The sequence below is a fragment of the Sphingobacterium chuzhouense genome (assembly GCF_014692525.1).
Lineage (GTDB): Bacteria > Bacteroidota > Bacteroidia > Sphingobacteriales > Sphingobacteriaceae > Sphingobacterium > Sphingobacterium chuzhouense.
This window is the reverse complement of record NZ_JACNYL010000001.1, coordinates 1,022,296-1,044,341: the sequence shown is the minus strand read 5'-3', so window position 1 is coordinate 1,044,341 and position 22,046 is coordinate 1,022,296. Positions and strand designations below refer to the sequence as shown.

General features: G+C 42.0%; 13 protein-coding genes. 11 read left to right on the top strand and 2 right to left on the bottom strand.

Going from position 1 to position 22,046, the window contains the following annotated elements; translation table 11 throughout:
- The gene (locus tag H8B21_RS03965) at positions 1 to 1,416 is read left to right on the top strand and encodes a Gfo/Idh/MocA family oxidoreductase (protein ID WP_190312467.1); all 1,416 of its coding nucleotides are present in this window, start codon (positions 1 to 3) and stop codon (positions 1,414 to 1,416) included.
- Here the strand turns inward: H8B21_RS03965 and H8B21_RS03960 are convergent.
- The gene (locus H8B21_RS03960) at positions 1,413 to 4,529 is read right to left on the bottom strand and encodes a ligand-binding sensor domain-containing protein (RefSeq protein WP_190312466.1); all 3,117 of its coding nucleotides are present in this window, start codon (positions 4,527 to 4,529) and stop codon (positions 1,413 to 1,415) included. The genes H8B21_RS03965 and H8B21_RS03960 overlap by 4 nt on opposite strands.
- A 177-nt stretch (positions 4,530 to 4,706) precedes the next feature.
- On the opposite strand from H8B21_RS03960, the gene H8B21_RS03955 reads away from it, so the two are divergent.
- Together H8B21_RS03955 and H8B21_RS03950 are read left to right on the top strand one after the other, a co-directional pair.
- Entirely contained in the window at positions 4,707 to 5,777 is a 1,071-nt protein-coding gene (locus tag H8B21_RS03955) for a family 43 glycosylhydrolase (RefSeq protein WP_190312465.1), read from the top strand.
- A 45-nt stretch (positions 5,778 to 5,822) separates the two neighbouring features.
- Positions 5,823 to 6,911, top strand: a complete 1,089-nt coding sequence (locus H8B21_RS03950) for a glycoside hydrolase family 43 protein (RefSeq protein ID WP_190312464.1) — start codon at positions 5,823 to 5,825, stop codon at positions 6,909 to 6,911.
- Positions 6,912 to 6,918: 7 nt separating this feature from the next.
- Here H8B21_RS03950 and H8B21_RS03945 read toward each other — a convergent pair whose 3' ends face one another.
- A complete protein-coding gene (locus tag H8B21_RS03945) occupies positions 6,919 to 7,719 on the bottom strand; it encodes a response regulator transcription factor (protein WP_190312463.1) in 801 nt (266 codons plus the stop codon).
- Between the two features lie 210 nt (positions 7,720 to 7,929).
- Between H8B21_RS03945 and H8B21_RS03940 the strand changes: the two genes are divergently transcribed.
- The 8 genes from H8B21_RS03940 (at position 7,930) to H8B21_RS03905 (ending at position 21,988) form a co-directional block, all read left to right on the top strand.
- Positions 7,930 to 10,137, top strand: a complete 2,208-nt coding sequence (locus H8B21_RS03940) for an alpha-glucuronidase family glycosyl hydrolase (protein ID WP_190312462.1) — start codon at positions 7,930 to 7,932, stop codon at positions 10,135 to 10,137.
- A gap of 155 nt (positions 10,138 to 10,292) precedes the next feature.
- Positions 10,293 to 13,499, top strand: a complete 3,207-nt coding sequence (locus H8B21_RS03935) for a SusC/RagA family TonB-linked outer membrane protein (RefSeq protein ID WP_223814820.1) — start codon at positions 10,293 to 10,295, stop codon at positions 13,497 to 13,499.
- Between the two features lie 9 nt (positions 13,500 to 13,508).
- Entirely contained in the window at positions 13,509 to 15,416 is a 1,908-nt protein-coding gene (locus H8B21_RS03930) for a RagB/SusD family nutrient uptake outer membrane protein (protein ID WP_190312461.1), read from the top strand.
- Positions 15,417 to 15,433: 17 nt separating this feature from the next.
- Positions 15,434 to 16,621: a DUF5000 domain-containing lipoprotein gene (locus H8B21_RS03925; protein ID WP_190312460.1), complete on the top strand. Its 1,188-nt coding sequence runs from the start codon at positions 15,434 to 15,436 to the stop codon at positions 16,619 to 16,621.
- Between the two features lie 12 nt (positions 16,622 to 16,633).
- A complete protein-coding gene (locus tag H8B21_RS03920; RefSeq protein ID WP_190312459.1) occupies positions 16,634 to 18,259 on the top strand; it encodes a DUF4998 domain-containing protein in 1,626 nt (541 codons plus the stop codon).
- Positions 18,260 to 18,271: 12 nt separating this feature from the next.
- Entirely contained in the window at positions 18,272 to 19,405 is a 1,134-nt protein-coding gene (locus H8B21_RS03915; protein WP_190312458.1) for a DUF4998 domain-containing protein, read from the top strand.
- 12 nt (positions 19,406 to 19,417) lie between these two features.
- Complete coding sequence (locus H8B21_RS03910) at positions 19,418 to 20,494, top strand: glycoside hydrolase family 43 protein (protein ID WP_223814819.1); 1,077 nt, start codon at positions 19,418 to 19,420, stop codon at positions 20,492 to 20,494.
- A gap of 18 nt (positions 20,495 to 20,512) precedes the next feature.
- Positions 20,513 to 21,988, top strand: coding sequence for a sulfatase (locus H8B21_RS03905; RefSeq protein WP_190312457.1), 1,476 nt, complete (start codon positions 20,513 to 20,515; stop codon positions 21,986 to 21,988).
- Positions 21,989 to 22,046: the final 58 nt, after the last annotated feature.

Genomic DNA, 22,046 nt, shown 5'->3' with positions numbered 1-22,046 from the left:
ATGAACCATTACCTTTCGCGTCGTAGTTTTATTAGCCGTGCTGCTATGGTAGGCGGTGGCGTGATACTATCCAATAGTCTGTTAGGAAAAATCCCGTTTGCTTCTGCCAATGAACGCGTGAATCTGGCCTGTATAGGTGTGGGATTCCGTGGAGGGGAAATTATCCGGGATTTGTACAAAACAGGGCTTTGTAACATTGTAGCACTCTGCGATGTAGATATGAACGCCAAACATACGCAGGAGATTTTAAAGATGTTTCCAAATGTCCCGAGATACCAGGATTTTAGAGAAATGTTTGATAAGATGGGAAATCAAATTGATGCGGTATCAATTGGCACGCCGGATTTTGCCCATTTTGCAATCACCATGACGGCCTTGGAATTAGGTAAACACGTATATGTCGAGAAGCCGATGGCACAGACGTTCTGGGAAGTGGAATTGATGATGCAAAAAGCGAAAAAGCATAGCAAGGTAGTCACGCAAATGGGTAACCAAGGACATTCAGAAGCGAATTACTTCCAGTTTAAAGCTTGGAAAGATGCGGGAATCATTAAAGATGTAACTAGAATTGATGCCCACATGAATATGCCACGTCGATGGCACGGATGGGATACGAATATCAAAAATTTTCCGCCTGCAGAAAAGATCCCGAATACCTTGGACTGGGAATTATGGCAAATGCAAACATTAGGGCATAGCTATAATAAAGACTTTGTGAATGGTCAATGGCGTTGTTGGTATGATTTCGGTATGGGCGCATTAGGCGATTGGGGGGCACATATTCTTGATACAGCGCATGAGTTTCTGGAACTTGGTCTGCCAAGCCAAGTTGAAGCTACGTACTTGGAAGGACATAACGCTTTCTTTTTCCCAATGTCATCTACTATTAAATTTCATTTTCCGAAACGTAAAAAGATGCCAGCTTTAGACATCACTTGGTACGACGGATTGGATAACCTACCTAAAATACCAGAGGGCTATGGCGTTTCTGGTCTGGATCCTAACATCCCGCCGCCAAGTACAGGAGATATTGAGCCTGCAAAACTCAATCCGGGAAAGATTATCTACGGGAAAGACCTAACATTTAAAGGCGGGTCGCACGCGAGTACGCTACAAATTATCCCCGAATCGAAAGCGAAGGACTTAGCGAATAAGCTTCCGGAAGTTCCTCCATCACCGTCAAACCATTTTGCAAACTTTTTGAAAGCTTGCAAAGGCGAAGAGAAAACCAGATCTCCTTTCGAGATAGCAGGGCCGTTAAGTCAAGTATTTTGCCTGGGCGTCATTACACAACGACTAAACACCAAAATAGAATTCGATCCAGTAAAAAAAGAAATTGTCAATGATAAATTTGCAAATGCATTATTGGTAGGGCCACCACCAGCAAAAGGTTGGGAGCAATATTATAAAGTTTAAGATTTGTCTTGAAGCGGCAATGTAAGGATAAATATGTTTTCATTTTCATCCAGCTGCATAAGGAGTGTACCTCCGTGCAGTTCGGCGAGCGACCGCGCGAGTGATAAGCCCAAACCGGTGCCTTCGGCTTTATCCGCATGTTTTTTTGCTCTATAAAATGGTTTGAAGACATCTTCGATCTCTTCTTTTGGGACTAGATTTCCATCATTTTTGAAGGTAATCCTCAGCTGCTTATCAGCAATAACTTCGGTTGTTATATGAATATAGTCACGTGTATATTTTATCGCGTTGCTTAATAGATTGGTTATAATTTTTGATACGGTTTCCCTGTCGAGTGTTAACGGCTCGGGAGCATTTAATTGCCAAGATAATTTAATCTTTTTGTAATGGATGAGCGTGTTGTTATCAACAACGATTTCCTTTAGGAGCTGGTTAATATGTACAGGTGTAAAATACAATTTAAAACTATCCGACTCGATTTTTCTGAAATCCAACAATTGGTTGGTCATCAAGACCAATTTGTTAGTATTTCGTTCTATCGTATGTAACCACTTGATTAATGGAGATTGCCCATCAATTTTAGACATTATCTTTTCCAATGGAGCTTTTATTAATGTAAGCGGTGTTTTGATATCATGGGCAATATTGGTAAAGAAATCAATTTTCGCTTTGTACAAAGCTCTTTCACGATGGATTTTAAGTGCCTCCAAACGTTTTCGGTTTTTTTCTTTGATATTTCTGTCGTAGCTCCAAAGTATATACCCGATGATAAGCAATATAGCCAACCCATAACAGATGTAGGCAAAAGGAGACAACCATATAGAAGGGCGGATAGTGATGTGAAGTGTTTTTTCAAGAGACAGAGGAGTACCATCAATTTCTGTCAATTGCACGCGAAGCGTGTATTTGCCCGCCGGTACCTGTGTGAAATAAGCCGTATTGCTGTTTTGTAAGGTAATCCATCTGTTATCATATCCATCAAGTTTATAGCGATATACCTTTGATTGTGGAGAGAGGAATGTCATAGCTGCAAACTCAATACTGAAAGTCGATTGGTCATGCTCCAAGGTAAGGGCATGTGTATAGGCAATAGCGGTATCCAAAATAGTATTGGGGTTGGACGCGAGAACTTCCTTGTGCTGTACTTGAAGACGAGTAAAATAAATAGGAATTTTTGAAGGAGCAGAATGACGTTGAATAAGCTTCGGATTGAATCGGATCATCCCACCAAGTGCTCCAAAATAGATGAAGTTATCAGTGTCTAATACCGAGTTGTAATTAAATTGTAATCCAATTATCCCTCTTTCTCTGTTGTATATTTGCATACTGCCGGTTTGTATATGATAACTGACAAGCCCATGCGACGTTGATATCCAAAGAGTGTGAAAAGAATCTTCCGTAAGCGTGAGAATGAGATTGCTGGGAAGACCATCGGCAGTGGTAATTCTGTTAAAATCTTTTTTATTTTCATTTAGAATAGCAATTCCGTTTTCAGTTGCTACCCATATCGCCCCCGTAGAAAGTTCATGAATGTGGTTTACTCTATTGCTATTTAAGGAATAAGGCTGTTGTATGTCATGCGTATATCGACTCGTTTGATCTGTAGCAGGGTCGTATTTAAATAGTCCATCCCGCCATGTTCCCAACCAGATATTACCTTGCGAATCTTCAAAAATGGTTGTATAAAAAATATAGTTAGGGACTTTAGTGGACAGTGTAAAAGTTCCTTTTTTCTGATCAAAAATATGTAACCCCCGAACTGTCGCAAGGTAGATGGTTCCTGATCGGGTTTTGTAGATATGGTAAATGAAGTTACTCCGGAGACTGTTGTTGGTGTTATAGCTATCGTAATGTGCAATTAACTTTTTGCGGCGAGTGTCAAATAAGTCGAGCCCTTTATCAAAGGTGCCGATTAATAGGGTGTCACCTACCAACAGTAACCCGTGGATGTTGTTATGGGATAGCCCTTCTGCAATACCGTAGTGTGCAAAAGTTCCGAGGTGGGGATTCCAACAACTGAGACCTTTGTCTTCAGTACCTATCCAAATATTTCCATGCCGATCCTCTTCCATTTCACGAACAGCATACCCTAAAATGGATGGCTTTTGACTTCGGGGGAATATTTTTTCAAACAAATCCAATTGGGGATGATAGTAATTTAGACCGCCAAAATAAGTGCCTGCCCATAACCCTCCTTCGTGATCGCGGCATAAGGTATACACTGCGTTGTCCGAAAGACTCCAGGGATTGTCATTCTCATAACTGAGTTTTTTGGTGAGACCGGTTTTCGTATCATATATAAATATTCCTGATTCCGTTGCTACCCAATATTCCTGATTCAAATGGAGGATATCCCGAACAAAAAGACTTTTGCTTTCCGTACTTGTCTGGAGAATACGTTCAACCGACAGATCATGAGGTGAAATGCGCAACAGTCCATGGTTTCTTGTCCCAGCCAGGATATATCCCTGTTTGTCCGTATACAGTTTTTCCACCCAAATGTCTTTTGCTTCAAGAGCTTCGTTGAGGTTGATCTCACGCTGATTCTGTACACAAAATAAGCGTCCCCTATGGGTCGTATACCAAGTATTTCCCGAACTGTCTATTGTTACGGCTGAAACAAAAAAATCGCGTGGCTTGGTCAACTGGCGTAGTTCGTCGGTCGCTGGTTGATAATGGTATAGTGTGAGGTTGGCCACAAACCATATCTGTTCATTATGGTCTTTCTGGATAGATAAAACTTCACCGCGTATATCGTCACGGAAGATGTGGAATTGTTCTTTCTCTTTGTCGAAAATATAAATCCCTTGATCGGTGCCTACCCAAATCGTATGGTCTTTATACACCAATAGCTGTCGGATGAAGTTGCTCTCCAACCCATTCTGCATAGAAGGGTCGCTTTGATAAATTTTGAACTGGTTACCATCAAACCGATTCAAACCATTTTTGCTGCCGAACCATAAAAATCCATCTTCGTCTTGTACCGAACACAAAATGGAATTATTAGACAACCCCTGATCTACTGTGTAATGATTGAAATAGTACATTTGGCTATACCCACCTAAAGCGTATAGCACAAATATCAATACAACGACGTTTCTAAATCTGGACATGGATACAGCTACAGATCAAAAGTAAGCTAAACTCAACGTTTTATCAGCTTTCTGTTTTTAATGAGACAATTTAAGTATTTATTGACACAAAATGTACATAATGTTTAGAGACGATTATAGACTTTTGGTAGGTGTATAATTTAAGAATAATCATTATTAAAGAATAAGACAATTTTGATGCTAAATAAGAAGTTAGGCTTTCTCCCGGTTTTTTTGCTTTCTGTTGCCTGTTGGAGCTGTGCAAATTCCGGTATGGTTAAAGATCCATCAGACAAGGCAAAAAACAAATATTTTACAAATCCGGTGTTTGAACCTGTACTCGCAGATCCCACGATCGTACATGACGAACAGACGGGGTTGTTTTATGCATATGGTACGGAAGACAATTGGGCTGATGGAAATGCTGCTCGCTTGGTGCCTATTTTGGAATCCACTAATTTGTCGGATTGGACTTATGTGGGTGAAGCTTTTCAACAAAAGCCAACGTGGAAAAAGGAGGGTTGGTTATGGGCGCCGGATATCAATTACATACACGATAAATATTATCTCTATTATTCGATGTCTACTTGGGGCGATGATAATCCCGGCATTGGTCTAGCTATTGCCGATAGTCCTAAAGGACCCTTTGTGGACCAAGGGAAATTATTTACAAGTAAAGAAATAGACGTGCCGAATTCGATCGATCCGTTTTACATGGAAGAAGATGGTAAGGAATATCTTTTTTGGGGGAGCTTTGATAGGAGTGCCAAGCAGGGAACTTTTGCGGTGAAATTGAAAGACAAGGCTACAAAGGTGAAAAGCTTGCAGGAGACGACTAAAATTGCAGCCGGTGATTTCGAAGCTGTCATGATCCACAAAAAGGATGGTTACTATTATTTTTTTGGTTCAAAAGGAAGTTGTTGTGATGGAGCTAATAGTAAATATCACGTATTAGTAGGCAGATCCGAAAATCTGTTAGGACCGTATTATGACAAAGAGGGAAACGACCTTCGGGATAGAAAAAGCGGTACTGTTGCCATGAAAGGAAACGATATTTATGCCGGACCTGGACATAATTCTCGTATATTTACGGATAAAGGGGGCAAAGATTGGATATTATATCATGCCATAAGAAAGGAGCAAGATAAATTGAAGAACGGTACCTCACGGAGAGTGCTGATGTTGGATGAAGTACATTGGGAAGACGGATGGCCGATTGTTCACCTAGGAGAACCTTCGCAAAACCAAAAAGAGATTCCGAGTTTTTGAGAAGAAAAGCATAGATTATACGTTGTTTATTTCTAAACAGAGATTATGATAAAGATAGTTAACTTATTGATGTTTTTAGTGGTGTGTTTCCTAAGTGCAGAAGCGCAAGTAAAGCCGGTAAACCCGTTGGATGTGCCATTTGGCGATCCCTATATAATATTCGACGACAACTCGGATACCTATTATATGTATGGAACCGGTGGTGTAACAAATGGTTTTGTAGCCTATTCCTCCAGAGATTTAAAAAATTGGAAAAAAGAAGGTATTGTGTATACCGCGGAGCAAGAGAAATCATGGGGCACAAAAGATTTTTGGGCACCCGAAGTATATCGGTGGGAAGATAAATTCTATATGTTCTATAGCGCACATTGGAAGGAAAATCCGAATAATGAACTTGAAAATTACAAAATAGGTATTGCAGTCTCCTCAACGCCGACAGGCCCGTTTGAGGACATAACAGGAAAGCCATTGTTTGATCCCGGTTATCCTATCATCGATGCCAATGTATACGTGGCTGACGATGGGCGTAAGTATCTGTATTACTCCCGCTGTTGCTATAAACATCCCGTCAAATCCGAAATCGCTGATTGGGCAAAGAAAAAAGGCTTATACGATGAAATAGAAGAAAGTTGGGTGTATGGCGTGGAACTTAAACCTGATCTAACGGGTGTCATTGGAGAACCGGTACTTTTGCTCCGCCCACCTGTAAAAAGGAATGATATGCAAGCGGAATGGGAAAGTAGATCGGTGACAAGCAAGGAAATAAATCGTAGATGGACCGAAGGATCATATACCTTTAAGCATGGCGGACGCTACTATATGATGTATTCTGCAAACCATTTCGCCGGAGAGAACTACGCAGTAGGCTATGCAACAGCAGATCAACCTTTAGGTCCCTATACGAAAGCGACTAATAACCCGGTCTTGGAAAAGAATACCCACAAAGGTGGATTGGTTTCAGGCACAGGACATAATAGTGTCTTAATAACAAAAGATGGTAAGATGTGGTGTGTGTATCACGGAAGAACAGATAGGACAGGTCAACAGCGTATGGTATTTATAGATGAAATGAAGATTCTGGATGATGGAACGCTGGAGGTACAAGGGCCCACACATAAAGAAGATAATAAATAGGCGTAAATTACATATTGGTCTTCTTGCTATTGACCTCATGCACATATTCGCTGGGCGACATCCCATAATATTTTTGGAAATTGCGGCCAAAATGGGTTTGCGAACTAAATCCGACTAGAAAAGAAACTTCAAATATTTTATAATCATGATGGAGTAGCAGTTCGGTCGCTTTTTTCAATCGCGCCATATTGATAAGCTCATTAGGTGAAACGTCCGATATAGATTTAATTTTCCTGTATAAAGTCGGTCTGCTCATGTTCATTAAATCGGCTAGTTTTTCTACATCCAAATTGGGATCCGCTAAGTGTTGTTGGATAACTTCATATATCTTTTCTAAAAAGGTTTCTTCACTTTTATGAATATTAGTCGTGTTGACATGTACGAAAGGAGACGAAATGAAAAACTCTTTTATCTTGTTTCGATTAAGCAGTAAACTATGGATTTGAGCACGAAGATATTCGGGTGAAAAAGGTTTTTCAATATAAGCATCGGCACCGATTTCCAGCCCTTCAATTTTAGCATTTAGCGTGTTCTTTGCGGTCAGCAAAATGATGGGAATGTGCGCATGTTTGGGTGTCGATTTGATAATTTTGCAAACTTCGAAACCATCCATTTCTGGCATCATCACATCGCAGACAATTAACTGGATAAGCGTTCTGTTCACAACCTCCAATGCCTCCACGCCGTCCAGAGCTCGAATAATTTCGAACTGATCACTCAAATCATCTTCAAGAAAATCTAAAATCTCGATATTGTCGTCGACAATAAGGATTTCAGGTTTATAGGGGCGGTCTACTATCTCCTCCATGATTGTTTTGTCGTTTATATATAGTTACCATCAAAACTACACATAAGTTTTTCGTTTGGAAAGGGGGAGGGTAAAGTTTAAAAGAGGAAAGACAAAATAATGAGTTTTTGAAACAAAAGGTGGAATTTAAACATCACATATTTGCTTACTTGCACTCGTTATTATTAACATGCCTAGCATATTAACCATGTAAACAGATTTATAAACAATATGATACCCACGGAAAAATGGATAATTAACACGATCTGCAGTAAAAGAAGTTTGTGTTTCCCGGTAATACTTTTTCTCTTTACAATTTTACCTTTCCTGAGTCGGGGAGATGATGGATATCGGTTATGGCTTAAATATGATAAAATAACGGATACCGCTTACTATCGTGTATGCCAACAACATTTGCAATCGTTTACTATTGTCGGTTCCTCAAAAACATTAGAGGCTGCCGCAAAGGAAATAAAGAAAGGGCTTGGCGGGATGTTGGCAACGGATATAAAGGAAGTCAGTTTTCGTGATGGACAACTGATCTTAACTAAATACAAGGATTTGCCCGTACGCTTAAAGAAACAATTCCGGCAGGATAACTCTTCCCATGAGGAAGGATATTTTATCAGGGATATCGAGGAAAAGGGTAAGAGGAAAATTTTTATTGTAGGGCAGGAAGATATTGGTGTACTCTACGGTACTTTCCATTTCTTAAGGACTGTGCAGACAAGAGGTAGGTTAGAGGGGCTATCCATAAGAAATGCCCCCAAAGTACAATGGAGAATGTTGAATCATTGGGATAACTTGAACCGAACCGTAGAGCGAGGTTATGCCGGATTGTCGATATGGAAGTGGGATGAACTGCCAAATAAGATTGATGAACGTTATGTAGATTATGCTCGGGCAAACAGCTCTATTGGAATTAACGCGGTGGCAGTTAACAATGTAAATGCATCTCCCAATATATTAACACAAGAATATCTTGAAAAACTGGCTGCTCTGACAGAGGTATTCAGACCTTACGGTATTCGTTTATTCATATCCATCAACTTCGCGTCGCCCAAAGCATTAAGTGGACTGCCTACTGCAGATCCCTTTGAGCCTGAGGTGCAGCGTTGGTGGGACAACAAGGTAGACGAAATTTATAGTATAATACCCGATTTCGCCGGTTTTTTAGTTAAAGCAAATTCAGAAGGGCAGCCGGGACCACAGGATTACGGAAGGAGCCACGTTGATGGTGCTAATGTTTTAGCTAGATCTTTAGCCCGCCATAATGGTATATTGATCTGGCGAGCATTTGTATATGAGAACAAGGGGAATGATAGAGTTAAAGATCCGTATGATGAATTTGTCTCTTTAGATGGACAGTTTCTTCCAAATGTTTTTGTACAAACAAAGAATGGACCGTTAGACTTTCAACCAAGAGAGCCTTATTCTCCTTTATTCGGCGCGCTGCCTTCCACTCCACAAATGATGGAATTCCAGATTACGCAAGAGTATACTGGATTTAGCACGCATCTCGTATATCTTGCGAAACTATATAAAGAAGTACTGGACAGTGATACTTACACTGATGGACAACATGCTCCCGTGGCACAAATTGTAGATGGTACCCTGCAAGGACAATCGATGACAGGAATGGCTGGAGTTTCAAATATTGGCGATGTCCAAAATTGGACAGGTCATCCTTTCGCGCAAGCCAACTGGTATACTTTTGGACGTTTAGCATGGGATCATGAGCTGAGTAGCAAACAGATAGCTAAGGAATGGATAGAGATGACACTAACCCATGAACCGAAAGCCGTGGAGACAATCATGGCTATCATGGAAAGTTCGTATGAACACATGGTGAACTACATGATGCCGCTGGGGTTAACAGTATTGAGCAGTGGAGGACATCATTACGGTCCTCAACCCTGGCAGAGAGCTGGTTTCCATAATGCGAATAAAGACGGAATAGGTTACAACCGTACGTCGACCGGCAGCAATGCGGTAGCGCAATATACAGAGCCCTTGCGGAGAAAATTTGAGCAAGTCGAAACTTGTCCCGAGAGCTTATTATTGTGGTTCCATCATGTACCTTGGTCCTATCACATGCGGTCAGGGCGTACACTTTGGGAAGAGCTGTGTTTTAAGTACAATGACGGTGTGGACGGTGTTCGCCAAATGCAACAGCAATGGCGCGCTATACACCATCAGATAGACACGGCAACATTTGAGCAAGTTGATCGCTTGCTGGCAGAGCAAGAAGATGAAGCTGTTTGGTGGAGAGATGCCTGCCTCGAGTATTTTAGTCAGATTTCTAAATTAGCTATTCCGACTGAATATGAAGCGCCGCGATACAAAGAAGAAGATCTAAAGAAGAAAGAGAAGCAAAGTCAAAATCTAAAACATTACAGTGTGGCACGACCGTACGTAATGCCACAAAAGACAAACTAACTATATAATGAAACAAAATGTCGAATTTCTTTATCAAGAAATTGCGTATTTGCATACACTAAATTAAAGAAGTAAAAATCATCGAATAAAGCAGGGAAAATATTTCCTGTATTACTCGGGAGTATAGTACGCTAGTCAATAAACTTAAATATATCATGAACAAATTGTTACATATTCCTATTAAGCTCATACTCTTCTTTGTTGGTATGTTGGCACTGTCTGATACATTAGGAGGAGAAAACAAGAGTGGTGACACAAAACGAATACTTTACGACTCTTTCGCTGAGGTGGATCTGCAGATCAGAGAAGTGCGTGGAACGGTTACAGACTCGACAGGTGGCGCCTTGCCCGGCGTTACAATTTCCGTTCGAAACTTTAATAAAGTTGTATCTACCGATGTTGATGGCAAATACATCCTGGATGTACCCAATGACGAAGCTGTATTGGTTTTCAGTCTCGTGGGATATGAGAGCCAGGTCGTGTCGGTTAACGGACGTTCTGTTATCAACGTAGAACTCCATCCCTCCACATCTCAGATAGAGGAAGCCGTTGTCGTGGCGTTTGGTAAACAGAAAAGGACAGATTTGATTGGCTCGGTGACATCGATCAATCCTGGAGAATTGAAAGTACCATCGAGTAATCTGACCACCGCATTGGCAGGTAGGCTCGCCGGAATCATTGCTTATCAGCGGAGTGGGGAACCAGGAGCAGATAATGCAGAGTTTTTCATTCGTGGTGTGACCACATTTGGGTATAAGAAAGACCCGCTCATCTTGATCGATAATATAGAACTTTCAAGCACTGATTTAGCTAGGTTGAATCCAGATGATATCGCCAGTTTCTCCATCATGAAAGATGCAACTGCAACCGCATTATATGGCGCCCGTGGTGCAAACGGTGTTATTCTGGTGACTACTAAAGAAGGAAAAGAAGGCAAAGCAAGAGTTAATTTCAGGTTGGAAAATTCATTATCGATGCCTACCAGGAATATCGAACTGGCAGATCCGCTAACCTACATGCGGTTGAATAATGAGGCGATTTTAACAAGGGATCCGCTTGGTGAGCTGATGTATACCGAAGAGGAAATCAATAATACTGTCCCCGGATCTGGATCTTATATTTTTCCCACCGTAGACTGGCGGAAAGAGCTGTTTAAAGACTATACGATGAACCAGCGAGCCAACTTGAGCGTAAGCGGAGGGGGAAAAGTTGCACGATATTATGTCGCGGGTACTTTTGCCCGGGATAATGGCGTCCTAAAAGTCGATCCAAGGAATAACTTTAATAATAATATTGATTTACGGACTTCTTCGTTACGGGCGAATGTCAACATCAATCTAACGCCAACCACGGAATTAATAACGCGACTTTCGGGAACTTTTGATGACTACACGGGTCCCATTTACTCGGGAGGTGGCTTTTATACCCGTGTGATGCGGGCCAACCCAGCCAAGTTTCCCGCCTATTATCCTGTCGATGATGATCACACGCACGTTAAACACATAATGTTTGGTAACACGGCGGAAGGAAATTACTTAAATCCGTATGCCGATATGGTGAAAGGGTATAAGGATTATGCTCGATCGAATATGAATGCGCAATTTCAGATCAGTCAGAACTTTAATTTTATAACCCCGGGGCTGAGCGCGCGTGCTTTGATCAATACCGCGAGGATATCATTTTTTGATCTGGTTCGACAATACTCTCCTTTCTATTATGCCCGCGGAGGATACAATATTCGGGAAAATACCTATCAAGTGAATATAATAAACGAAGAAAGGGGGACAGACTATCTAACCTATGAGCCTGGACAAAAGTTAATTAATTCAACTGTTTATCTGGAAACAGCCGTAAATTATAACCGCACCTTTGCGGACAAACATAACCTGAGTGGGATGTTGGTCTATATCTTACGGGAATCATTGGACGCTAACACGTCCACATTGCAGGAATCGCTCCCCTACCGTAACCTTGGTTTGTCAGGGCGCGCTACCTACGCTTATGATGATCGATATTATGCCGAGTTTAATTTTGGATATAACGGAACCGAGCGGTTCTATAAAGCACAACGGTTTGGATTTTTCCCATCAGCAGGTGTCGCCTGGACAGTTTCCAATGAGAAATTCTGGGAACCACTCAAGGATGTGGTGACAAACCTGAGATTACGAGGTACCTATGGGTTAGTGGGTAACGATGCCATTGGAGCTGGAAGATTTTTGTACCTCTCCGAAGTGAATGTCAACGACCCCTCCATGAGTGCGGTTTTTGGAAGAAATAACGGAGAAAGCCGGAATGGGGTATCTATCAGCCGCTATTCTGATCTAAATATTACCTGGGAAACCGCTGCAAAGACTAATTTCGCTGTCGAATTGGGATTGTGGAATCGTTGGAATTTTATTGGTGAATACTTTAGAGAACACCGGACGAATATCTTACAGCAACGAGCTTCCTCTCCAGCTTCCATGGGCTTATGGCAAACACCGGCAGCCAATATCGGGGAAGCAACCGGTCAGGGTGTAGATATGTCGCTGGATTATAACCAACATTTCTCCAATAGCATGTGGATTCAGGCACGGGCCAATTTTACGTATGCAACCAGTGCATTTAAAGTATTTGAGGAATACGATTATGAGAACGAATGGTGGAAGTCCAAGGTAGGCTATCCGATGAATCAACAGTGGGGTTATATCGCAGAAAGTTTATTCGTAGACGATGCAGAGGTAGCAAATTCGCCGCGACAGAATTTTGGAGAATATACCGCAGGGGATATCAAGTACAGGGATATCAATGGAGACGGACAAATTACCGAGTTAGATCAGGTACCGATAGGATATCCGACTATGCCCGAAATTGTCTACGGATTTGGTTTTTCTTTTGGGTATAAGAATTTTGATATATCCTCTTTCTTCCAAGGAGCAGCAAGAGAATCTTTCTGGATCAATCCACAGGCTACGGCTCCCTTCGCATCATATTATTATAGTGATGCGGAACGTAATTCGGGAACGCAATTTACAAATCAATTGTTGCAAGCTTATGCAGATGACCACTGGTCGGAAGATAATAGAAACGCTTATGCCTTGTTTCCACGGTTTAGCGTTAATCAGATCAGTAATAATACACAGAGTAGTACTTGGTTTATGAGAAACGGTGCATTTTTGAGACTTAAGCAAGTCGAACTAGGGTATTCTCTTCCCAAAAACTGGACAGACCGGCTGCATATGGACAATGTTCGGTTGTATGTGAATGGTACAAACCTGTTCTCTTTCAGTCAATTTAAGTTGTGGGATGTAGAGATGGCAGGAAACGGATTGCAGTATCCATTACAAAGAGTGTTCAATATAGGGTTACAAGTTTCATTATAATTATTGGTTATGAAAAGATTATTAACATATATATATGGTCTCGCCCTTACTTTATTAGGGGGATGCCAAAGTTATCTGGATATTGTTCCCGATAATATCGCGACTATCGAAAATGCGTTTAACATGCGTGTATCGGCGGAACGATTTTTATTCAGTTGCTATAGCTATCTCCCACAGCTGAGTAATATAGAACATAATCCGGCATTGACGGCAGGAGATGAATTTTGGTTACACGAATTTTATCGCATGCCGGGTTGGGAGATCGCCCGGGGCTTTCAAAATATAACAAATCCTTACTTGAACTATTGGCAGGGAACCACGGGTCAAGGAAGTAATCGCACAAAGGATTTGTACCAGGCTATCCGGGACTGCAATATTTTTCTGGAAAATGTCGGAACGGTTCCCGACTTGAGTGAAGGTGAAAGAAGGAGATGGGTTGCAGAAGTTAAATTTTTGAAAGCTTATTTTCATTTTTTCTTAATTCAGGCTTATGGACCCATTCCATTGAAAAAGGAAAACTTACCGATAAACGCCGGTGTAGAAGAAGTGAAAGTACCACGCGATCCGGTCGATGATTGTTTCGGCTATGTAGTTGAGCTTTTAGATGAGGCGACTCCTGATTTACCTTTATATATCAGTTCGGAGGCATCCGAATTGGGTCGCATCACGCAACCTATTGCCTTGTCGCTGAAAGCTAACGCATTGGTAACGGCTGCGAGCCCGCTTTTCAACGGGAATCCAGACTATGCGAACTTTACGGATAAACAAGGTAAATTATTGTTCAATCCCACGTTTTCGATGGAAAAATGGGAGGAGGCGAAAGCAGCCTGCAAAGAAGCAATTGAGGCTTGTGAGCAGGCTGGTAACAGACTGTATTATTACAGCCAAAGTGGTTTGCAATATAATGTATCTCCGGAGATACGTACAGAAATGAATATACGGAACGCCGTAACCGAGAAATGGAACAATGAGATTGTTTGGGGACATACCAACAGTATGACGGGGAATATGCAGCGGCAGTCTACTCCTCGGGGCGTGGACCCCGCTACGCGAGCCAATTCCAATGTGCACGGAAATGCCGCCATACCACTCAAAGTGGCTGCCCAATTTTATACAAAAAATGGAGTGCCGATCGAGGAAGATCTCGGTTGGGATTATAACGGTAGATTTAATTTAAAGGTAGGTACGGAAGCTGAAAAATATTATATCCGACAAGGATATACTACCGCTAAATTCAACTTTGACCGGGAACCGAGATATTACGCAAATTTAGGCTTTGACGGTGGAATTTGGTATGGCATGGGTAAATTTGACGATAACAATACCTGGTTTGTATCTGCCAAAAAAGGCGACCCAGCTTCCAATGTCGCGCGGGATAAATCTAACTTTACAGGGATATGGGGTAAAAAACTGGTGAATTACCAAAACTCCATAGGGGAAACTAGTTATACTATCGAGCAATACCCATGGCCAATTTATCGCTTAGCCAACATATATTTATTATATGCGGAAGCATTGAACGAAGTCAATGGTCCATCTCCTGAAGTCTTTGAGTTTTTAGATATGATTCGAGAACGAGCTGGCTTACCCGGTGTGGAGGAGGCTTGGCGGCTTCATTCCAGAAATCCCAGCAAACCCCAGAGTAAAGAAGGTTTGCGAGAGATTATCCACCAGGAGCGATTGATCGAACTAGCGCTGGAAGGACAACGATTTTGGGATCTAAGACGTTGGAAAAAATCAATTGAAGTTTTGAATGCACCGATTACTGGCTGGGATATCGAACAGCGAACACCTGAAGGATACTACCGAGAACGCACATTGTATAACCAAGCCTTTACCACACGAGACTACCTCTGGCCTATTCGGGAAGTTGAAATTTTGGCAAATAGAAATACGGTACAAAATCCAGGTTGGTAAACTTTAACGAGAATACGATGAAAAGTATACAGTTTTTATATATAATTTTTGGTCTGTGGCTAATAGTTAGCTGTTCAGAAGAGAAATATACGTCACCGATAGATGACGATGGAGCACCCGATCCGATAAAAGAAGTTCAGATAGAAAATTTACCTGGAGCCGCTCGAATATCTTATATCTTGCCTAACAACGAGAATCTTCGCTACGTGAAGGCGGTATATGCTATCCGACCTGGTGTAATACGGGAAGCGAAATCGTCTTTATACACGGATAATTTAGTGGTAGATGGTTTCCCGTCGGAAAGTGAATATGAGGTTACGTTATATGCAGTCAGCAAAGGGGAAAAGGAATCCACACCTGTGACAGTCAAAGTTAGTCCGTTGACTCCACCACTATTGGAAGCATATAATTCCCTGACCTTCGAAGAGACTTTTGGCGGGGTAACGATTGAATTTGAAAATTCGGGAGAAGCCAGTCTAGCAGTCACCGTGTTAACAATGGAAGAAAATAAGATGACAGAGGTGGAGACTTATTATACCAAAAGTAAGCTTGGACGGCATTCAGTTCGTGGATTTGCTGCTGAACCCCGTCTATTTGGTGCCGTCATCCGGGATCGGTGGAGCAACTTTTCGGATACGATTTATGCAGAGCGTACCCCGATATTTGAGGAGCAGATTCCGAAAGATAGATTTGTTGAATACCACCTCCCCACCGATACATGGGAAAAACATATACCGCAAGGTGATATGTTTGAGATTTGGGACGGGCGGATAGCACCTAACGGTGGAATTGGCGTGTTCCACACAAAACCGGGATCGGGAATGCCACAATGGTTTACCTTTGATATGGGCAGGACAGCACTACTGAGCCGGTATAAACTTTGGCACCGAGGACCAGGCACGCAATGGGCTTATCAATTGGCATCGCCAAAGAAATGGGAGGTCTATGGTACTGCTCAAACACCCAATCCAGACGGTAGCTGGGACGGATGGACCTTGTTGATGGAATGCGACTCATATAAGCCATCTGGGGACGGTCCTGTGACCAGCGATGATGCGTTCTATGCAACCAATGCGGGAGAAGATTTTGTGTTTCCCGATGGAACACCACCGGTTCGGTACTTGCGCTTCAAAATGCTCGAAACCTGGGGCTTTCTGGACTATATTTATATCCAAGAGCTAACGTTTTGGGGGCAATTGCAATAAAACTGACAAATCGTGAAAAAGTATAGATATATATGTCTCGATTTATTGATGGCTTTATTGCTTATCACAGCTTGCTCAAAAGATAGGGGAGAAGACCCAACATCGATGGATAACAAACGGGAAATTGTTACGCAGGCACGAACAGGGAAAATATATTCGGGTTACCATAGACTGCTGTTTGTGTGGCCAAACCCTGACCCCAAAGTGAACAAAGTGAAATTATATTGGAACCGTCAACAAGACTCGGTGACATACGAATTAAATAACCCGTTAGACACGCTTAAAATACCTATTGATGACTTGGAAGAAGGGGAATATGCGATAGAAGTGTTGACATTTAACAGAGAAGGGAAGAGCTCGGGAAAAGTTCTGGTGAAAGGATTAGTATACGGGGACTCGTATGTACAGGATTTGGATAGGCGTACGTTGTATGATATGAATTACCAGTACAGCGCGAATACCCTTTCACTTGTATGGGAGGAAAATAACAACGCCTATATAATAGGATCCGAAGTGATGTATACCGACGTGAATGGCAAAGTACAACGTCAATTCTTCCCACAGGCTAAGCTGACAGGGGAATTAAGTAATCTGCCTGTCACGGCAACGGGAGAGATTCAGTACCGGACAGCTTATTTGCCGGATACAACAAGTATCGACACACTATTTGGAGAGTATACGCCCGCGGAATATGTGAATAGAAAAGCTTTCTTTGATAATCTTCCTGGATGGAAATTTCGATGCAAAGTTATGGCAGAAGCGAAGACTATCGCTGATCATGGTGGCCCATTAGCGTTCAAAGCAAAAATGGATGATGGATTAATACGGTCAGGAAAAAAATTTCAGGTACCCGGTTTAAATGATGCCGGAAATAACGAAATACACTTTTACATGACGGAGATGATTCCATTTGAAGGTACATCAGGACAGTTTAGGTATTTGCGTGGAGTGGACGATCCGGATATGGATATCCTATTGATTGTGAATGGCAATGCTGCAGCTGATGACCTGTCTTGGGGCTGGTTGAGAACACCTTATCTCACTTTGGGACACGATTACGACGGGCTATTCGGAGAACGCGCCATCGACGCGTTGCTTCATGAATTCGGGCATGCGAGAGGAATGTATGATCTCTATCTCGGTGAGGTACCAAATGGTGCGAATAATCCCATAAATGGTGAACCATTCGAGTCAAAACGATGTATCATGAATTATCCTTACGGAGAAACTGTATGGTCCGAGTTTTCACGTTTTATTATTAATGCATCGGGGGCTGATAAAGTTGCAACGCCTTATTGGAATTATTTTCCGTCTTCTTTTCAGGTGAATGTAATACAAAAAAATGGGGCACCGGCTGCAGAAGCAAAATTGAATTTTTATCCGGTGTTTGGAAATAGTAATGCAGTCAGGAGTACAGATGTTGTTAAATATCGCGCTACGACGTCTGCGAATGGACAATATATATTTCCAGATAATCCGTATGCTATAGATGGCAATATTGCCAATAATGTGTACAATTATTTGATACAGATAGAGTATGGAGGTAAGAAAGAACACCGATGGATGCCGATGGATGATGCACTGATTGCAGGGAGCAAAGGCGAGGTCTTTACGCTAAATGTTGAATTGAAAAATTAAAAATAGATGGTTATGAAATTATTAACTAACGGAATAAGAATAGGCTTTGCCTGTTTATTTTTGAGTATCCTTATTCAGGCGTGCTCGAAGATGGACGATACGTATAAACAGTTTCTCGAAGGCGGTATGAAAGTATATATCGGCATGGTCGATTCGGTATTTGTGTATCCTGGCAATCATCGTATTCAATTAGGGTGGTTACCACCGTCAGACCCCAAAGCGACGTTCACCAGAGTATATTGGAATAACCGGACGGACTCTATCGATGTACCTATTACGCGAACTGAAAACAGAGACACGATTAAGGTCATGCTTGATGACTTTGCGGAAGAAACGTATGTATTTGAGGTTTTCACCTTCGACAATGAAGGACATCAATCTTTGAAAAAAGAAGTTGTATCGAGGGTATATGGAGACCGTTATAACAGTACCCTGCTAAGCCGCCCGATAGACAGCTACGAGATTGGCAATGGAGATACGTTAAGAATAAACTGGGGCGCGTTACCAGACGTATCTGTACATGGTTCAGAGTTTATATATGAGGATGAAAACGGCGATACGCAAACCTTGTTCGTGTCAAAAAATGATAACGTCACATATATCGAAAACTTTTCTGCACAAACCATCAAACACCGAACGTCGTATTTACCTACTTCACTGGCGATAGATACATTTTATACGGAATATGAATCTCTACGGATCAAAGGAGAGCCGATAGAACTGTCCAAAGCGGGTTGGACGGCAGTAGCATCGAGCGAGGATGTTAGTGGTAATCGGCGTGCATCCCACGCGATTGACGAAAATCCGTCTACATTGTGGGTAAGTCAGATCGGAGGAACCGTTACCTATCCAAATCATACTATTACCGTAGATATGGGCGTGTTACATGAAAATTTAGAAGGTTTTGCTATTATAACTCGATTAAATCCAGGTGCCCGTCCTAAGGTAATAGAATTATATACGAGTGTAGACGGAAATAATTGGACAGCACATGGAACACATACATTGGCTAATTCTCCTGAAAAACAATGGATTGCCTTAACGGAATCTGTGCAGGCGCAGTATTTTAGATTGATAGGGATAGAACCGATTGATAATAATGAAAAAAATATCGCATTAGCAGAAATTGGTATGTATTACAGGTAAATGATGTAAATAATGAAGGCAAAGAAAAGATATGTTATTGCACTGATGCTTGCTCTGCTAAGCATTGTTGGGGCTTGTGGGAAGGGTACAGGCAATGACGAGATCATACCTCCCGATCCAGATGAAGAAGAGCCAACAAATGTAGACGACTTTTTTACGAATCCCTTATTGCCTAGAGGTGCTGATCCATGGGTAACACAAAAGGATGGAACATATTATTACACGTATACCCAGGGAAGTAAGCTGGTGCTATACGTCACCAAAAAAATTAGTGAATTGGCAAACGTAACACCAATTAACGCTTGGGTACCGCCTCCTGGAACCATGTATTCACAAAATATATGGGCTCCGGAACTGCATGAAATCGATGGAAAATGGTATATGTATTTCGCTGCCGATAACGGCAGCAATGCCAACCATCGCATGTATGTGGTCGAAAATAAATCGTCTAGCCCCGTGAGAGGGTCTTGGGAGTTTAAAGGAAAAATAGCTGTTCCGAATGACGAATGGGCAATTGATGGAACGATCATGACACATAAGGAGCAATTGTATTTTTTGTGGTCGGGATCAAATAGAGGAGCCTCGCCTCAAAAGATTTATATTGCAAAAATGACCAATCCTTGGACCATAGAGGGCGACCGGACGGAGATAGCCGCTCCTATTTATGATTGGGAGAAACATAATGGAGCAATTAACGAAGGACCGCAAGTACTGATTAACCCAGAAGGGAGCGTGTTTGTAGTCTATTCAGCCAGCAGTTTCTCTTCTGATCGGTACGCATTGGGTTTATTGTCACTTAAAGATGGGGGTGACCCCATGAATCCGGAAGACTGGACGAAGCACGCTGAACCTGTCTTTTCCATGAATGCCGAAAGTGGAGCTTTTGGCCCTGGTCATAATGGTTTTTTTAAGTCGCCGGATGGTACAGAAGACTGGATTATCTATCACGCCCGGAATTTACCGGATGGCGGAAACACGAATTATCGTAACGCGAGAATTCAAAAATTTACATGGAATAGCGATGGCAGTCCGAATTTCGGTATTCCGGTAAAAATAGGGGAGAAAATTAAGAGACCTTCGGGAGAATAGGATGAATGTATGATGCAAATGGCAAAGTTAAAATGGATATTTATAACCTGCACTTTATGGATTGTAAATAGTAAAGCAATTCCACAGGAAAAAAACCAACCAAATGTTTTGCTAATCTGTGTAGACGATCTTTTGCCGGCCTTAGGCAGTTACGGTAATGACGAGGTGAAATCGCCTCACATGGATGCATTGGCCGCGCAATCGGCTGTGTTTTCTAGGCATTATGTCACCGTACCTACCTGTGGTGCGTCTCGTTATAGCCTGTTGCGGAGCTCGTTACCCCGAACAACAGCCGAATTATCGAATACAATTGCAAATAGACTGTCTGCCGCTAAACAAGAGAAATCGACGGAACCGGAAACCTTTATCGAGCAATTCCGCAGAAACGGTTATTACACGGTTGGGATTGGAAAAATAAGCCATCATCCTGATGGCTATATCTATCCTTATTCAGGATCCAAAAGTGACCGCCGGGAACTACCGAATAGCTGGGATGAGATGTTGTTAGACTATGGCAACTGGGGACAAGGTTGGGATGCTTTTTTCGCTTATGCCAACGGTGAAAGCCGTACCACTAAAAAGGGAGATGTACCTCCTTACGAAGCAGCTGATGTTGGCGATGAAGGTTATCCCGACGGACTGATAGCTCGGACGGCTGTTAATAAGCTCAAGATGCTCGCTCACCAAAAGCAACCTTTTGTTTTGGGAGTAGGCTTCTTTAAACCCCATCTACCGTTTAATGCCCCAAAGAAATATTGGGATTTGTACGATGAAGATCGATTATCGTTGACTAGCGCACCTGATATTCCCAAAAATATACACCGGGCAAGTTTACATAATAGCGCGGAGTTTAACCAATACAAATTGGGAGAAGAAAAAGCATCACTGGATGAACCGTTATCAGACGCATATTCCCGTAAATTAATACATGGCTATTATGCCTGTGTAAGCTATGTGGATGAGCAGGTTGGTAAGGTGGTATCAGCATTGAAAGAAACGGGTCTGGATAAGAATACGATTGTGGTGCTATGGAGTGACCATGGCTGGCATCTGGGTGACTACCACGTGTGGGGCAAGCACACCCTATTTGACCGGTCACTTCGCAGCGTATTGATGCTGAAAACACCTGATATGACCGGAGGAAAGCAAATTGATCGCGTAGTAAGTACGATCGATATTGCGCCTACTTTATTAGATCTATGTGACGTTCCTGCACTGTCTTATGCAGATGGTTATTCGGTGAAACCTTTGCTGCAAAATATAAGGGATACATCGTGGAAAGACGTAGCGTATAGTTATTTTAAGGAAGGGATTTCTATGGTTACTCCTCAATATCGACTGACACGTTATTTTAGAAAAGAAACTCCGGCCACGGAGCTTTATGACCATGCTGTAGATACCTTGGAAACAAAAAATATAGCGGAGGGAAACGAACACATTATTCAGGAGCTGAATCCATTATGGGAACAAGGAAATACTGGGTTATTTCGATAATCTCATTGCGTTCACCATATTTAGTACTTATTTTACGCTGTAAAAGACAAAATAAGGA

Bases quoted from the DNA above. Each gene is read 5' to 3' on its own strand.
- H8B21_RS03965 (WP_190312467.1), top strand. From the start codon at position 1: ATGAACCATTACCTTTCGCGTCGTAGTTTTATTAGCCGTGCTGCTATG.
- H8B21_RS03960 (WP_190312466.1), bottom strand. From the start codon at position 4,529: ATGTCCAGATTTAGAAACGTCGTTGTATTGATATTTGTGCTATACGCT.
- H8B21_RS03955 (WP_190312465.1), top strand. From the start codon at position 4,707: ATGCTAAATAAGAAGTTAGGCTTTCTCCCGGTTTTTTTGCTTTCTGTT.
- H8B21_RS03950 (WP_190312464.1), top strand. From the start codon at position 5,823: ATGATAAAGATAGTTAACTTATTGATGTTTTTAGTGGTGTGTTTCCTA.
- H8B21_RS03945 (WP_190312463.1), bottom strand. From the start codon at position 7,719: ATGGAGGAGATAGTAGACCGCCCCTATAAACCTGAAATCCTTATTGTC.
- H8B21_RS03940 (WP_190312462.1), top strand. From the start codon at position 7,930: ATGATACCCACGGAAAAATGGATAATTAACACGATCTGCAGTAAAAGA.
- H8B21_RS03935 (WP_223814820.1), top strand. From the start codon at position 10,293: ATGAACAAATTGTTACATATTCCTATTAAGCTCATACTCTTCTTTGTT.
- H8B21_RS03930 (WP_190312461.1), top strand. From the start codon at position 13,509: ATGAAAAGATTATTAACATATATATATGGTCTCGCCCTTACTTTATTA.
- H8B21_RS03925 (WP_190312460.1), top strand. From the start codon at position 15,434: ATGAAAAGTATACAGTTTTTATATATAATTTTTGGTCTGTGGCTAATA.
- H8B21_RS03915 (WP_190312458.1), top strand. From the start codon at position 18,272: ATGAAATTATTAACTAACGGAATAAGAATAGGCTTTGCCTGTTTATTT.
- H8B21_RS03910 (WP_223814819.1), top strand. From the start codon at position 19,418: ATGAAGGCAAAGAAAAGATATGTTATTGCACTGATGCTTGCTCTGCTA.
- H8B21_RS03905 (WP_190312457.1), top strand. From the start codon at position 20,513: ATGGCAAAGTTAAAATGGATATTTATAACCTGCACTTTATGGATTGTA.